Here is a 14327-nt window from a genome sequence, read left to right on the forward strand (position 1 = left end):
TGATACATCGGTTCATCGAAGCCTTAGCCTCTCTTATGGGCTAAACTATCGAAATAGATCGGTTATAGCCAGTGGTTTGATGGGCGACCAAATGGCTGCCTTTGCGCATGAAAGCTCGTGCGCTTGTGGCCTGGAATGTTCGCCGGATCCGCGTCGATCGCGGCATTCCGCAAGAGCAATTGGCATACGATGCCGGGATCGATCGATCATACATGGGCGGCCTTGAACGGCAATCGGAGAACCCGACGATTGACCTGCTCGACCGCCTGGCGGAAACGCTTGGTGTTCAATTATCGGAATTCTTTGTTCAGCCTCCCAAAGGAGCGACGACGCCCAAGACGTTGCCTAAGGGTCGCAAGCCGATCCGACCGAATCGCAAGAAGAAGTAATTGTTTGCCGTTCTTCCATTTGGAAGCGGCTAGATGCCGAGGGTCTCACTTTCTTCTGGGGCGTGTACGCATAAAGCGACGTCGGCTGCTGACGGTCATGCGGAAAAACATCTACCTCGGGTAAGCTTTACCGGTTTTGACCCTCAGCGGCTTCGCCGGGTTGATTTGCTGTCAGCGACAAGCTCGGAGGCCAATGGCTAATAGGCTCTCGGAAGCCCCAAGTCCTTTTGTGTGCGAGCAGTTAGCGGCTGGAAGTACGGGTGCGATGCTCTGATTTGGGACGCCGATATCATCGCCAAAGCTCAGTAAGGAAATGGAGAACTGCCTTCACATTCGGGCTGTGACGCCGGCTTTCGGGCCAGACGGCTGTAACCGACGAACGGTCTAGCGCGTAGTCTTCGAGTATGGGCACCAGTTCACCTCGCGCGACATGCGGAGCGGCTATGTAGGTCGCCGAGATGCCGATGCCACCGCCTGCGATCAGTACCGCCGACACGCCATCGCTGGTGTCCACCGTGATAGCAGCATCAGGAACGAACTCCACGATGTCCCTACTGATAAGAAAGGGCCATCGGAGCGATTGACCCGAGCTCTGAAAGCGAAAGTTGACGCATCTATGACCAGAGAGCTCGTCCGGATGTTGGGGTGTCCCGAGCTTCTCCAGATAGGATGGAGCAGCGTAGGCGCAAAGTCGATGCGGTCCCAGTTTTTTCGAGAGAAGACGGGTATCTGCAAGATCACCAACGCGGATAGCCACGTCTATACCTTCTTCGGCGACGTCGACGAACCGATCTGCGAGCCTGAGGTCGATCCGCAATTGCGGATACTGCTCGCACAGACCCGGTAGGGCAGGTCCCAGTACGTGGACACCAATCGGCAAGGGTGCAGCGATCCTAATTGTGCCCTTTGGCTCGGCGCGTGTCGCCAACGCCGCCTGCTCGATCTCCTCCGCCTCACGCAACAGACGCATTGCGCGTTCATGGAGGTCGCGCCCCTCCGGGGTCAGCGTGAGCGACCGGGTCGTCCGGGTGAACAGCGAAAGGCCGAACTGCTGCTCGAGCCGCTGAACACTCTTGCTCACCGCCGACGGCGACACACCGAGCGCCCGCGCCGCCGCCGTATAGCTGCCCAGCGAGGCGGCCCGCGCGAATGCGATCAGCCCCGTCAGCCGCTCCAAACCGATTTGTGCCGCCATGGCATCAGTAAAGCGAAATCGGGAACAATTATCAATCCAGTCCCGTGCCCGTAAATCGAAACTCTGAGCATTCACGCGTGTGCCTAAAGGAGTTCGACAGATGACAAATCAATTCCCATCCAGCCAAATCGAGGGCCAAAAGGTCCTGATTGTGGGCGGTACGTCCGGCATCGGCCTCTCGGCCGCGATCCAGGCCAAAGCGGCCGGCGCCGAGGTGACCGTGCTCGGATCGGACCCAGTGCGCGCCGCCCAGGTCGCTGCCAAACACGGTTTGGCCGGTTGGCTGAGTGCGGACGTGACCCGCCCCGATACGATCGATGCGGCCCTTAGGAACGTGGCACACGTTGATCATCTGGTGCTGTTGGCCGGCAGCTTCGCTGTTGGCAAGGTGCTGGAAGCCGATCTCGTTCGGCTGCATCGGGCGTTCGACGAGCGCGTGTGGGCTGCCGTCCACGTCCTGCGGGCCTTGGGCGAACGTCTCGCCCCCAACACGTCGATTACCTTTATCTCAGGCGCACTCGGCGATCGCCCCAACGGCTACGGTACGGCTGTGCTCGCCGCAGCCTCGTCGGCGATGGAGTCGCTGGCGCGTGGCCTGGCGCTGGAACTTGCTCCGCGTCGGGTAAATACCCTCTCGCCCGGTCCGATCGACACGACGCTGCTCGGAAAAGCATTGGGCGACGGACGCGATTCATAGTCGCCCAGCTGCGGCAGACGCTGCCGCTCCATCGGTTGGGTACCCCGGACGAAGCGGGCGCGGCGGTCGTTTTCCTGATGGCCAACGGCTTCATGAACGGAGCCACTCTGAACATCGACGGCGGCTCGCGCCTCGTCTGATGCTGGCACCGCGACCCAGGAGCACATCGTGATGCGTTCGTTAGCAAACAAGAAGGCGTTGGTGACCGGCGGCTCCCGCGGCATCGGAGCAGCTATCGTGCAGCCCCGCGCCAAGGAGGGAGCCGACGTGGCGTTCAGCTACGCCTCGTCACATGCGGAGGCCGAAGCCGTCCGCCGACTTGCCGAATCGGAGCGCGTCCGCGCCGTAGCGCTACGAGCCGATCATACCGAGATGGAAGAGGTCGTGGCGATGGTAAGTGAAAAGCCCATGCGGCGCTCAGCGGCCTCGACATCATCGTCAACTCTGCCGGCGTGTTCGTTACGGGCTCGATCAGCGACCCAAGGCGGGGCATCTTAGCACTAGATCGGCAGTTCGACATTAACCTCCGCTCGGTCGCGAACGTCGTTCGGACGGCCGTACCGCTGATGAGCGACGGCGGCAGCATCGCGTCGATCAGCACGGCAGGCGCCATGCATCATACCGTGTTCGCCGGCGTCGCCGACTATGTCGCGACCAAAGCGGCCGTCGCAGCCTACACGCGCAGCTGGGCGCGCGACCTCGGCCCTCGCGGCATCCGTGCCAATGTAATTAAGCCCGGTCCGATCGACACCGGCATGGCGCCGACCGAAGCCTGGGTGACATGCTCAAGGCCCGCCTCGCTCTCAAACGCTATGGCACGCCCGAAGAGGTAGCCGCGGCCGCTGCGTTCCTGGTCGAGCCCGAAGCAGGCTTCATCACCGGCGCGACGCTCGCCATCGATGGCGGCTTATCGGCCTAAATTGAACGTCACAGCATCTCAAAGAACTAGGAATGCCATGTCAGATATCAATTATGATCTCCTGCTACGATCCAACCTCCAGCGCGTCTTTAACGAAAGAAATCCGGATCATCGAGCGCGCCCGCTAACAGAACTCTACGTCGATGATCCGGTCATGTTCTCGGCAGGGAGGCGATCAGCGCTGTAGCGGGCAAGCTGCTCGACCAGTTTGGACCGACTTTTTCCTTTAAGCCCGACGGCGTCGCGCTCGGTCATCATGGTTTTGGCTTGTTGCGTTGGCATGCTGGACCGGACGGCGGTCCGGTAGCGGTCACCGGGGCTGACGCTGCAGAGTTCACCGGCGGCAGGATCGCGCGGCTCTGGGTGCTTCTTGATTGACAATGAGTGCTCGCGATTTCTGTCGAAATGCGAACGGCCACCGGCCCCAGTGTTTCAATCTGCCATCGCCTTCCATAGGAACATTGCAAACAGCGAAGCCGCTCCAGTTGGCGTCGTCGCTGATTCAGAACGCTGGTCGGCTTCTGGCCCATCTACGACCTCGTAGGGTGCCCGTCCTTGTGCCGCGGTTGGGGGTTAACCGGACTACCAGTCCGTCACCGCTTGATAGCATGCCATGGTGACGGGCTCGCGCTGGTCGATGCACACTAGGATAGGAAGCCCCGCCCGGCGGACCGGACGGGGCTTGGCGGAGCGTCTACTCGCCGTTCTTGCGGGGCCGCGACCAGAGCAGCGTGTAGCCCTCGCCGCCTTCGTCATCGAACAGGTTCGCGTAGATCGGCGCGTTGAACGAGGGGTCGTCGAGCTTGAGCGAGAGGTAATCGCGGCCCTCTTCGGAGCGCTTTGACCAGGCTGCGCCGATCTCGGCGCGGCCCACGTAGATGCGGTGGCTGGGAGCGTTGTCGTTGGATCGGTTGGTCTCGGCGACGATACGGACGCCCTTGGCTTGCAGGCTCAGAGTGACGATCTCGCCCTGGAAATCGTTGCCGATCTTCTTGAAAGAACCGATGTTAGCCATCTCACTTCTCCTGTTGTGTTTCGAGCCCGCGACCACCGCGGCCTCGATGGCGATCTAGAGGCCGAGGACGATCGGCGACGCACCCGCTCGCGGGCCGGAGCGCAGCGAAGGACGCCGTTGTTGCGACTTTCTTGCCTCGCGAGGAATGGGCGAAGCCCAGGGGAAGAAAGTCGCATCAACGGCGTTGCGGCTCAGGCGATCGAGGCGCAGCCGGTCTTCGGCCAGATCAAGCCATCAAAGAGGCCACGTGCGTCCGCGTGCTGAACCGCAATCTTAAGGAGAAGACTTGGCGAATCTCGGTTGAGCTCCACAAGAGGTCGGAACGGTTGGGCGTATGAAGAGAAATAATCTGCCGCAAAGGGCGGTGTTGTCCCGGAAGGAATGATCGGGCGCGGGCGCGCCGCTCCACTGCAGCAATGTGGACCAGGCGGAGATTGGGGACTTGGTCAAAAGGCTACGAGGAAAAGCGGCGTTACCTCTCCCCCAAGCTCGATGATCCCTCGTTCAACGTGGCGCCCTTTGCGACCTTGCTCGACCGATGATGGCGACGAAGCGTCATCGCTGAAGCGTGGCTGCTGTGAGCACCGGTCGAGGCATGTTCTCCGCCACCCGACCGACAGCAACGGGCGAGTCTCCGCGAAAACGGTCAAGCGCGTCCATGCCGTGCCGCCGATGCAAACCGCACTTAGGAAGCGAAGACCTCGCGCCAAGCCAGCGAAGGCACCCGATCTGCGACAGGACAAACGCCACATGATAGCCAGCGATAGCTGCAGGGACAGTGGATGCGGTTGCGATCACGATGCGCAACGTCCGGGACCGACAGACCGCGACGGCGACCTGAGCGACAGCAAGCGTCAGTGCGCCGGAGGCCAATCCGATAAGCAGCGCGCCGATGACGCCGGCTCCACCATGAAACGCCAACATCCCTATACTGAGTGCGGCGAAAAAAGGCAACGCATAGACCGTCAGCGCAAAGATCAGCCAGCAGAACAACCCGATGCCGAGCGTGTTGAGAACAAGCCCAAGGGCGACCATGGCGGTGGCACCAATGCATGGATGTACTAGTCGCGCCTTCCACCACCACTGCGGCGCGGCCTCGGACGTAATGTCAAAACGAGGCGGAGTTGCTGCGTGCAACTCGGTCGTCTTAGACGCTAGCAAGACGGCGCTCATGCGCCACCGAACTTCCAGACGGGGATGCCGAGCCGCCTGGCCTTGTCGGCGAGGTTGTCCTGAATTCCCGTGCCCGGGAAGTGCATGACGCCGATCGGCAGGAGCTCGAGCATGGCGTCGTTACGCTTGAAGGGGGCCGCCTTGGCGTGCTTGGTCCAGTCGGGCTTGAAGGCGATCTGAGATACCTTGCGATTGATCGCCCATTTGGAGGCGATGAGTTCGGCGCCTTTCGGCGAGCCGCCATGGAGCAGGACCATGTCGGGATGCTTGGCATGAACCTTGTCGAGGCGATCCCAGATCAGGTGATGGTCGTTGAAGTCGAGCCCGCCGGTGAGTGCGATCTTGGATCCTGGCGGCACAAGGACCTCGGTTTCGGCGCGGCGTTTCGCTGCGATGAAGTCGCGGGAGTCGATCATTGCCGCGGTGAGCGTGCGGTGGTTGACCAATGATCCGGATCGAGGACGCCAGGACGAGCCGGTGTGGGCTTCAAAGCGTTCGATCGCCTGGTCGCGGAAGAGTTCTAAGCAATTGCGGCGCTCGATGAGCGTGATGCCTTCAGCCGTGAGGCGCTCGAGTTCGACCGATCGTACTTCGGAGCCGTTCTGCTCGCGCTGGCTCTTGTGCTGCGCCTGCTCGTTGTCGTCGAGCTGGCGTTCGATGCGGTCGACGGCACGATGGAACAAGTTGACGGTCGACCAGAGCAGATCGTCAAGGTCCGGCTCGAGCCGCGTGTCGTTCAGGGTCGCAACCAGGGCATCGAAGATATCGGCCACGGCACCGGAGACCTTCTTGCCTTCGGGAAGCGGTCTCGGATCAAGCTGGTCGTCGAAGGGACGGTAACCGAAGAGCTGTAGTTCGGTGAGGACGTGGTCCGTTGGAGACGAGGCGTGCGGCGGTTCGACGTCGTCATGGTCGGTCATGGAAGGAGGTCCTTTGCCGGGTTTGGCCGCGCCCTTCGCGGCCTTCGTGGCGATCACTCAGACGGCGGGCGGAACAGGCCAGAACCCGAAGGGCCGAAGCGGCAGCGGAGGATGGCGGAGGCCGGCTATTTTGCTTCGCGATGCAAAGCGCGCTGGCCATACACGGATGATGTGTCTTCGCATCGCCGGCGCGCGGCGGAAAATAGCCGGACGCAGCCATTGCCGGCCCAGGCCGCTTGCCGTCCGATCGCTCTTTAGAAGGCCGAGGTCGCGGCCTCTTCCGGTATTGGCCTCGCCCATGACCGAGCTGTCACGGTCGATCGAACCTTCGTGACCTTATTCCGCCGGCACCGTCGACGAATGCAAAAAGCTGACGACGTCCTCCGGCGCAAGCTGAATCCGCAAGGCCGCTTGGAGACCATCAAGACCGAAGACGTGCAGATCTTCGTTAAAATCGCCCAGCCGTGGCGACAAGGCGATCGCTTCAATGCCGGCGTCTGCTGCGCGCTGGGTCAAAATGGTCTGCGCCATATCTCCGGCGGTATCGGCGTCGCGGGCGATATAGAGCCGACGCAAGCCCGGCGGTAGCACCATCGCTGAGAGGTGATTGGCCGACAGTGCAGCGGCCATCGGCATCGTCGGCAGCACGCAGCGCAGCGACAGCATGGTCTCGATACCCTCCCCGGCAGCAAGCACGTCGTCCGACATTCCGAACCGAACCGCGTTGCCAAGTAGGTTGCCCATGGCCCGTCGTGGCGTGTCGATCGGCGCCTTGCCGAGTCTAATGCGGTCAAAGCCGTGCGGATCGAGCCAGGTGCGGTGCACGCCGGTAATCCTGCCATCGAGATCCGTGACGCGAGCGATCATCGCCGGCCAGATCTCGGTCGGCAGGTGCTCGTCCGGCCGATAGTAGCAGCGTGGATGAAACCGCAGGCTGCCACCATGGTGCACGCGGGCTATTCCGCGCCGCTGCAAATAAGTCTCGACCACCGTCCCCTCGATCGGGCTGGATATTGCAAAGAGCCGACGGGCGGCCTCTTGCGATCCGGCCGGTGCTGCCGGACTGACGGGCTTTGAGACGAGCTCCGGTTCAGGGCGAGGCAAGTTCAAGAAGCGTCTTGCCTCCGCGGCCACCTCGCGGAAGTCGCGCAAGCCCAGGCTTTCGCGAATGATGTCGAGGAGGTCGCCATGCTCACCGGTCGCCGCGTCCGTCCACTTGCCGGCAGGCCCCTTCGGCGATTCCTGGAGCCGCACGAACATCGAGCGGCCGGGCGTGTTGTGGACGTCGCCGACCAGCCAGTACCGCCCCTCCCGCTTGCCATTGGAGAGATAGTGTCGGCACACCGCCTCGGCCTCACGCGCGAGGCGGTGTGCCAGGTCGGAGGCATCGCGCGGCATCAGGCGGCCTCCCGCTCGCTGATGCGCGCGATCGGGTGCTGCTCGAGCACCTTCGACAGGATCTCGATGCCGCTCGCGTCCGTCGGCACGAACATGCGCAGCTTCCAGGAGATGATCTCTCCGAAGAGGCCGTAGGCGCGCAGCCGATCGCGCATCGTGTCGTTGAAGCCAGACAGTTCGATGCGGTATGCGCCCATCACCCGCGCACGGCGAAGTTGGAGCCCCTCCGCGAGCTCGAGGACGGTCCGTCCTTCCATCAACACGGCCAAGGCAGCGTCGGGCGTCAGCGAAGGCGCGTCAGCCGCAAGGACGTTCGCAACCCAGGTCGCCGAGACCTTGCGGCCGATGACGCGCTCGCCCGTATCAGTCTGGAGCCGATAGACCCGCGTCGACTCGTTCGGCAACCGCTTCCAGATGGGCAGCAGCAAGCCAGCCACGACGTGGATGGTGCTTTCTGTGAACTCGGGGACCTCGGCAAGCTCCGCCAGCCAGCCTGCCGCAAAACGCTCACGATCCGCTTCGACCCAATGGCTTTCCGCCATCATCTTCAAGGGAGAGCTATGCTGCTCCATCGGCCGGATCAGGCGCACGCGCCGCTCGATCTCGCCGTCATCAAGCATGAAGCTCGGAGCCGGAAGCTGGACGGCGGCACGGCCCGATCGATCATTGATCAAGAGGACGGCATGATCGTCGGAACGACGAGCAAGAGCATCATCTAGGCTCATAGGATGATTGCGCTGGCGCTGGATAATCGTGAGCAGCCGGGTCTCCGCGCCACTGCCCGGATGCACATAGATCGTCCGCCGGTCAGCGACGACAAAGCTCTCGGCGCGGAGCGTTTCCAGCCCGACATCGTAGGTGCTAGATGCGACCGCGCCCTCGATCCGAGCGGTCAACAGCTGTTCGAAAACGGTGAACAGGATGTTCTGAAGCTCGATCGTGAGCGCCAGCAACCTGTTCAGAAACGTCGTGATCGGTGGCAGCTCATCCTTGAGACCGTTGTCATCCGTGAGCTTCAGGCCCGTCGCATCCTCAAACCTCTCGAGCGAGCAGCCCTCGACCTTGCCGCGCGCAAGCAGAGTGTAGAGTTGGCGCAACGCATCGCGGCCATACTGGCTCTCTAGATTGTCTTCGGGCCGGAACAGGCCCTGCCCTCCGGTCTGGCGCTGGCCGCGCGTAATGGCTCCCAACATGTCGAGCCGGCGGGCAATGGTGCTCAAGAAGCGCTTTTCGGCCTTCACGTCGGTCGCGATCGGCCGAAACAGCGGCGGCTGCGCCTGGTTGGTCCGGTTCGTGCGGCCGAGGCCCTGGATCGCGGCGTCGGCCTTCCAGCCGGGCTCGAGCAAATAGTGGACCCGCAAGCGGCGATTCCAGGCCGACAGCTCGGCATGGTAGCTCCTGCCCGTGCCGCCCGCATCGGAGAACACGAGGATCCGCTTGACGTCGTCCATGAACGCCGAGGTCTCGGAAAGGTTGGCCGAACCGACCCGGTTTTCGACGACCAGCCGCTCACCCTTGCGAACGATGCGGCGCGAGCGGCCGGTCACTTCGGCGACCACGTCGGTGCCGAAGCGCTGGATCACCTGATCCAGCGCACCCGGGACCGGCGGCAGCGAGGCGAGCTCTTCGATGAGACGGTCCCGGCGAGCGACAGCTTCCCGGCTCTCAACCGGCTGACCGTCACGATAGACAGGCCGGGAGCAGAGGTTGCCCTCCTGATCGGTGAAGGGCTCGTAAAGCTGGACCGGAAAGGAATGGGCGAGATAGTCGAGCACATACTCGCGTGGGGTGATATCGACCTGTACGTCGCCCCACTCCTCAGTCGAAATCTCGGCGAGCCGACGCTCCATCAACGCCTCACCGGTCGAGACGATCTGGATGACGGCGGCGTGGCCGGCGTCAAGATCGCGTTCGATCGAGCGGATCAGCGATGGCGTCTTCATCGAGGTCAGGAGATGACCAAAGAAACGCTGCTTGGCGTTCTCAAAAGCGGATCGCGCGGCCGATTTGGCCTGGCCGTTCAGCGTGCCGGTCTCGCCGGTGATATTCGCCGCCCGCATCGCGGCATCGAGATTGTTATGGATCACGCTGAACGCGCCGGCGTAGGCGTCATAGATCCGAACCTGCTCGGAAGTGAGCTGGTGCTCGACGAGTTCGTACTCGACGCCCTCGTAGGAGAGCGAGCGGGCCGCGTAGAGACCGAGCGCCTTAAGGTCACGCGCCAGTACCTCCATTGCCGCGACGCCGCCCTCCTCGATTGCTTCGACGAACTCGGCGCGCGTGGCAAACGGGAAGTCGGTGCCACCCCACAAACCCAGACGCTGGGCGTAGGCCAGATTGTGGACCGTCGTAGCACCGGTTGCCGACACATAGACGACGCGGGCATTCGGCAGCGCGTGCTGAAGCCTCAGGCCGGCACGCCCCTGCTGGGAGGCCGCCTGGTCGCCGCGCTCGCCCTTCTGGCCTGCCGCGTTCTGCATCGCGTGGCTCTCGTCGAAGACGATCACTCAGTCAAAGTCGGAGCCCAACCATTCGACGATCTGCCGAACGCGCGAAAGCTTTTCGCCGCGTTCGTCGGTGCGCAGCGTAGCGTAGGTGGTAAATAGGACGCCTTCCGAAAGCCGGATCGGCGTGCCCTGGCGGAAACGCGAGAGCGGCGTCACAAGCAGCCGCTCCATGCCGAGCGCCGACCAGTCGCGCTGTGCATCCTCGATCAGCTTGTCCGACTTGCTGATCCAGACCGCGCGGCGGCGGCCCTTGAGCCAGTTGTCGAGCACGATGCCGGCGACCTGGCGTCCCTTGCCCGCGCCGGTGCCGTCGCCTAGGAACCAGCCGCGGCGAAAGCGGACGACGTTCTCTGCGTCGTCGCGCGCGGCGGCCACAACATCGAAGGTGGTATCGACCGTCCAGGAGCCTGCGAGAAATTCTGAATGCGCCTCGCCGGCATAGATGACGCTCTCGAGCTGGGCGTCCGAAAGGATGCCATCCGCCACGAGATTGGCCGGCAGATGTGGCCGGTAAGATGGCTTCGGCGGCGCAACCGAGGCCATCGCAGCGGACTGCACGAGTTTGGTCGGATGCGCATGCGCGTCCGGGATACGGATCGCCTGCAATGCATATTCCTCATAAAGCGCATCGGTGAGCCGGGCTCCTTCCGGCGGCGTCCGCTCGACCGCCTCGTAGGTGAGTTCGACGCCTTGTGGTGCGCTACCTCCCGAAGTTGACGACGGACGTGGTGCTAAGGCGCCGGCCGGCCGCAACGCCGCAGGGCGCCTGATGACGTCGGCCACGATGGGTGTGGCAACGGGCAGCCTCGGGGGCACATGCTGGCTCACCCAGTCGAGCAAGGTGGCGACATCGCCCGCCATACCCAGCGAGGCCTCAAGGACCTTCGGATTTGCCGCAGGCTGCTTATCAATCACAAGCAGCCTTGTGTCGATCTGCGTGCCGTGCTTCGCATAGACCCCGCCATCGATGGCAGCAGAAAACACCACTCGCCCGCGTTCCTGGAGGCGAACGAAGGCATCGCGCCATGCCGGATTGTCCGGCGCAAGACTTGCACCGGTAATGGCGACCAGACGCCCGCCGTCGCAAAGACGCGCCAAGGCTGAGGCGATGTGCCGGAGTGCTGCACCCGCCATCCGTCGATCGACGTTCGCCAATGCCGAGAACGGCGGGTTCATGAGGACGACGCTCGGTATGACAGCCGCATCGAGGTGATCATCGATCTGGGCCGCGTCGAACTGCGTCACCTTAACGTTGGCGAACAGTTGATCGAGCAACGCCGCACGGGCCTCGGCCATCTCGTTCAATACCAAGGCGCCGCCGGCGAGCTCGGCAAAGATGGCGAGCAAACCGGTCCCCGCAGACGGCTCTAAAACCCGGTCGGAAGGCGTGATGCAGGCCGCGGTACATGCGGCCAGCCCCAGTGGGATCGGCGTCGAGAATTGTTGAAGCGCCTGGCTGTCCTCGGAACGCCGCGTATGGGTCGGCAGGAGACTGGCGACTCTCGCGAGCATCGGCAGCATCGCGGCCGTTGAGCCAGCCTTGGTCCGGATGACCGGACCGAACTTGCGAAGGAATAGAACGGTGGCCGCCTCGGAGGTGTCGTAGGCGGTCTTCCAATTCCAGGCACCGGCCGCGTCCGAGGCGCCGAAAGCAGCCTCCATGGCGCCACGCAGGATCGCGGCATCGATGCGCTGGCCGCGTTCGAGATTGGTCAAGACCTGTCGCGCAGCCCTGACCGCAGCGGAGGTGATAGTGGCAGCGGCACGCATCGAGAGCGGTGCAGCGGCAGCGCCGCCAGCGAGAGATTCGGTCATGGGGATTTCTTTCGGAGAGCAGGAACGGGTCGAACCGCCCGGCGCTCTCACGACCACGACGATTCAAACCCGTCCCGGCCCCACTCTTCCTCTCAGCCCTTCCCAATAAAAATGGGACCGGTGCTGGGCACCGGTCCCCCAAGCAACTGCAGGACAGCCGGAGCCAGCCCTTATGTTGTCACTCAGCCGCGTCGAGCTGTTGCGGATGCTCGTCGCTGCCGTTCTCCGGCTCCTCCTCGCCAGCGAGGAATTGTGGCAGCGGCCCGCTTCGCCTTCCGGCTCCACCGAAGACGGGCTGGCATCGACAAGACGCAGCGGCTCCGGCAACCAGCCCGAGCCATCCAGGAGACGCTCGGCCTCCTTGGCCATGTCGGCCTTCTTCAGATGGTCGATCAGTTGCGCCGACGACTCGCCCTTGGCTTCCCGCACCGCCTCCAGAATGCGAGGCTTAGTGACTCGGCCGAGATAGTTGTCGACGGTCAGTCTCCAACCAGCCTGCACCATGTCGAGTCCGGCACCGCGCGCTAGCACGTTGGCCTGGTCGAGACGCGTGCGGACGCGGGGGCTGAGACGCGGCCCTGATTGTAACGATTGGCCGGCTCATAGACGGCGTTGACCGCAAATGATGCACAATGCGCAAACAGCGATGTCTGTGCACCACCATCGAGAGCCGTCAGCGCATCCCAGAGATCGTTCTCGCTCTTCGGCAACCGAGCCTTCCACGCCTCATGCCGCACCTCGACAGCCTTAGCCGAGGCGCTTTCCCTCAGCCCCGGAGCTTGAGCGGGAAAGGCTGGCGTGCGCAGCCCTATCTCAAGGCAGCTCCGGACGAAGCAAACCGGTAAAAGGCCGTCAGCACGAAGTTGTGCAGCACCGCCTGGAACGCGATCGCAGGATTTTCGGCCAGCGCATCCCGCAATGCCAGCGTACGGTGCGCCGTTAGTTCGATGATGAGCCGATCTGGCAATGGCCTTGCCGGGTCTTCATCATCCTCCTCGGCTTCGGTCGATACGCCTGCGACCGAGATCGCTCTACGCGTTGCGGAACCACCAGCTTCCTGCCCTTAAGTCGACGACGTGTCGGTGCCCGGCTCGACATCGAGACCGGTCGCAGGCGCCTGATCCTCAGGCCGGACATAGCCTCGATCGACGGAAGCCCGTCTTTCGGAATCGATAATGACGAAGACGTCGGCCCGAGCAATCTCTGCCGGATCGTGAGTCTCAGGCCGGTCTTCGAGTGCCAGCAGCGCCGCCTCGATCGGGCCGAGACGCTGGTCGACCTCTTCGGGCAGTTCATCCGCATCCTGATATTCGGTTTCGAGCTTCGCCTGCTCGGCGTTGAGAGCGTCGATGGTGGCCTGCTCCTCGGAGGTGAGATCGACAGGTTGGCCTTCCAGCTCGCGCAGGCCTGTTGTGTGGCCGTAGGGGGAGTCAACGGCGACTGAGATCCATTTCCATCCCTCCGCACCAATTGCTTCCGCCTCGGCTTTCAGCTTCTCGGTAACAAGACGGTCGAGCAGAGCCACGTCCTGAACCCAACCGCCATCATCGTGCTCGGACAGGTCGCGCAAAACGCTGTCGCCCGCCTGCTCGTAAGCTTTGAGCCCAATGAACTGCACGCGGCGATCGGATGCCCGCGCGGTATTTTCGGTCAGCATCCACCAAATTTTATAGGGTTCATCGTAGCCCGAGCGGCTGACATTCTCCCAGACCTGTTCCTGCCGCGTCTGATCTGCGGAGACAGAAAAGGCCATGAGCTGTTCGAGTGTCGTGCCGTCTTCGGCATAGATGTCATGCAGCTTTGGCGACACGGACGCCAGCCGGAGGCGTTGCTTCACGACGGCCGGCGCTACGAAGTGCCGAGCGGCGATGTCTTCCTCGGACATGCCGGCGCCACTCAAGGTCTGGAAGGCTCGGAACTGATCGAGCGGATGAAGGCCTACCCGCTAGTCGTTCTCTGCAAGCGAGTCGTCTTCCGCGATGCCGCCATCGCGCACGACACAAGGAACGACCTGGGTCTTGGCCATGCGCTTCTGCTTCACGAGAAAGCTCCAACGCGCGATAGCGCCTGCCGCCCGCCGGCACCTCGAACATGCCGGTCTCATTACCTTCCGCGTCTACACCCCCCCGCACATTGAGACTTTGCAGGAGCGTCCTCTGGGCGATGCTTTCCGCGAGTTGCTCGATCAAAATTCGCCTTCACGCGCCGAACGTTCGACTGGCTGAGCACCAGCTTGTTGAACGGAATGTCGCGAGGGTGACAGGGTGATCTTTTGGACAGCCTTCGTCATGTCGATTCT

At 62.9% G+C, this 14327-nt stretch carries 11 protein-coding genes and 2 pseudogenes; 5 read left to right on the top strand and 8 right to left on the bottom strand.

The features are described from left to right. The first annotated feature begins 107 nt into the window (after positions 1 to 107). Complete coding sequence (locus NLM15_RS37430) at positions 108 to 389, top strand: helix-turn-helix domain-containing protein (RefSeq protein WP_254123011.1); 282 nt, start codon at positions 108 to 110, stop codon at positions 387 to 389. Between the two features lie 289 nt (positions 390 to 678). Here the strand turns inward: NLM15_RS37430 and NLM15_RS37435 are convergent, their stop codons facing one another. Continuing rightward, the gene (locus tag NLM15_RS37435) at positions 679 to 1584 is read right to left on the bottom strand and encodes a LysR family transcriptional regulator (RefSeq protein ID WP_254123012.1); all 906 of its coding nucleotides are present in this window, start codon (positions 1582 to 1584) and stop codon (positions 679 to 681) included. Between the two features lie 100 nt (positions 1585 to 1684). Here NLM15_RS37435 and NLM15_RS37440 point away from each other — a divergent pair, with 100 nt between their 5' ends. The 4 genes from NLM15_RS37440 to NLM15_RS44155 all read left to right on the top strand — a co-directional run bounded on the left by NLM15_RS37440 (position 1685) and on the right by NLM15_RS44155 (position 3200). Continuing rightward, the gene (locus NLM15_RS37440; RefSeq protein WP_254123013.1) at positions 1685 to 2281 is read left to right on the top strand and encodes an SDR family oxidoreductase; all 597 of its coding nucleotides are present in this window, start codon (positions 1685 to 1687) and stop codon (positions 2279 to 2281) included. A 171-nt stretch (positions 2282 to 2452) separates the two neighbouring features. Next, on the top strand, positions 2453 to 2779 hold the full coding sequence (locus tag NLM15_RS44150; RefSeq protein ID WP_375166907.1) for an SDR family NAD(P)-dependent oxidoreductase: 327 nt from the start codon (positions 2453 to 2455) through the stop codon (positions 2777 to 2779). Next, on the top strand, positions 2734 to 3114 hold the full coding sequence (locus NLM15_RS37445; RefSeq protein WP_254123014.1) for an SDR family oxidoreductase: 381 nt from the start codon (positions 2734 to 2736) through the stop codon (positions 3112 to 3114). The genes NLM15_RS44150 and NLM15_RS37445 overlap by 46 nt, the downstream gene beginning before the upstream one ends. Continuing rightward, positions 3063 to 3200, top strand: coding sequence for an SDR family oxidoreductase (locus tag NLM15_RS44155; protein WP_375166908.1), 138 nt, complete (start codon positions 3063 to 3065; stop codon positions 3198 to 3200). The genes NLM15_RS37445 and NLM15_RS44155 overlap by 52 nt, the downstream gene beginning before the upstream one ends. 135 nt (positions 3201 to 3335) lie before the next feature. Here the strand turns inward: NLM15_RS44155 and NLM15_RS43845 are convergent, their stop codons facing one another. The 7 genes and pseudogenes from NLM15_RS43845 to NLM15_RS37480 form a co-directional block, all read right to left on the bottom strand. Continuing rightward, complete coding sequence (locus tag NLM15_RS43845; protein ID WP_309144954.1) at positions 3336 to 3581, bottom strand: hypothetical protein; 246 nt, start codon at positions 3579 to 3581, stop codon at positions 3336 to 3338. Between the two features lie 313 nt (positions 3582 to 3894). Beyond that, the gene (locus tag NLM15_RS37455; RefSeq protein ID WP_254123015.1) at positions 3895 to 4215 is read right to left on the bottom strand and encodes a DUF736 domain-containing protein; all 321 of its coding nucleotides are present in this window, start codon (positions 4213 to 4215) and stop codon (positions 3895 to 3897) included. Positions 4216 to 4770: 555 nt separating this feature from the next. Continuing rightward, positions 4771 to 5250 (bottom strand): hypothetical protein, encoded by a 480-nt coding sequence (locus NLM15_RS37460; protein ID WP_309144955.1) that lies wholly within the window; start codon positions 5248 to 5250, stop codon positions 4771 to 4773. A gap of 134 nt (positions 5251 to 5384) precedes the next feature. Then, positions 5385 to 6308: a DUF2493 domain-containing protein gene (locus NLM15_RS37465; protein ID WP_254123016.1), complete on the bottom strand. Its 924-nt coding sequence runs from the start codon at positions 6306 to 6308 to the stop codon at positions 5385 to 5387. A 336-nt stretch (positions 6309 to 6644) separates the two neighbouring features. Continuing rightward, positions 6645 to 7706, bottom strand: coding sequence for a toprim domain-containing protein (locus NLM15_RS37470; protein WP_254123017.1), 1062 nt, complete (start codon positions 7704 to 7706; stop codon positions 6645 to 6647). After that, positions 7706 to 12028 (bottom strand): annotated as a pseudogene (locus NLM15_RS37475) (strawberry notch-like NTP hydrolase domain-containing protein). Before NLM15_RS37475 ends, NLM15_RS37470 begins: the two are co-directional and overlap by 1 nt. A gap of 178 nt (positions 12029 to 12206) precedes the next feature. Continuing rightward, positions 12207 to 14318: pseudogene (locus NLM15_RS37480) on the bottom strand (ParB/RepB/Spo0J family partition protein). Positions 14319 to 14327: the final 9 nt, after the last annotated feature.

The sequence above is a fragment of the Bradyrhizobium sp. CCGB20 genome, assembly GCF_024199855.1.
In the GTDB taxonomy this organism is placed as follows: Bacteria; Pseudomonadota; Alphaproteobacteria; order Rhizobiales; family Xanthobacteraceae; genus Bradyrhizobium.

Excerpts from the sequence above, each read along its gene's own strand:
- NLM15_RS37435 (WP_254123012.1), bottom strand. The coding sequence starts at position 1,584 with ATGGCGGCACAAATCGGTTTGGAGCGGCTGACGGGGCTGATCGCATTC.
- NLM15_RS37455 (WP_254123015.1), bottom strand. The coding sequence starts at position 4,215 with ATGGCTAACATCGGTTCTTTCAAGAAGATCGGCAACGATTTCCAGGGC.
- NLM15_RS44155 (WP_375166908.1), top strand. The coding sequence starts at position 3,063 with ATGCTCAAGGCCCGCCTCGCTCTCAAACGCTATGGCACGCCCGAAGAG.
- NLM15_RS37460 (WP_309144955.1), bottom strand. The coding sequence starts at position 5,250 with ATGGTCGCCCTTGGGCTTGTTCTCAACACGCTCGGCATCGGGTTGTTC.
- NLM15_RS37465 (WP_254123016.1), bottom strand. The coding sequence starts at position 6,308 with ATGACCGACCATGACGACGTCGAACCGCCGCACGCCTCGTCTCCAACG.
- NLM15_RS44150 (WP_375166907.1), top strand. The coding sequence starts at position 2,453 with ATGCGTTCGTTAGCAAACAAGAAGGCGTTGGTGACCGGCGGCTCCCGC.
- NLM15_RS37470 (WP_254123017.1), bottom strand. The coding sequence starts at position 7,706 with ATGCCGCGCGATGCCTCCGACCTGGCACACCGCCTCGCGCGTGAGGCC.
- NLM15_RS37440 (WP_254123013.1), top strand. The coding sequence starts at position 1,685 with ATGACAAATCAATTCCCATCCAGCCAAATCGAGGGCCAAAAGGTCCTG.
- NLM15_RS37430 (WP_254123011.1), top strand. The coding sequence starts at position 108 with ATGAAAGCTCGTGCGCTTGTGGCCTGGAATGTTCGCCGGATCCGCGTC.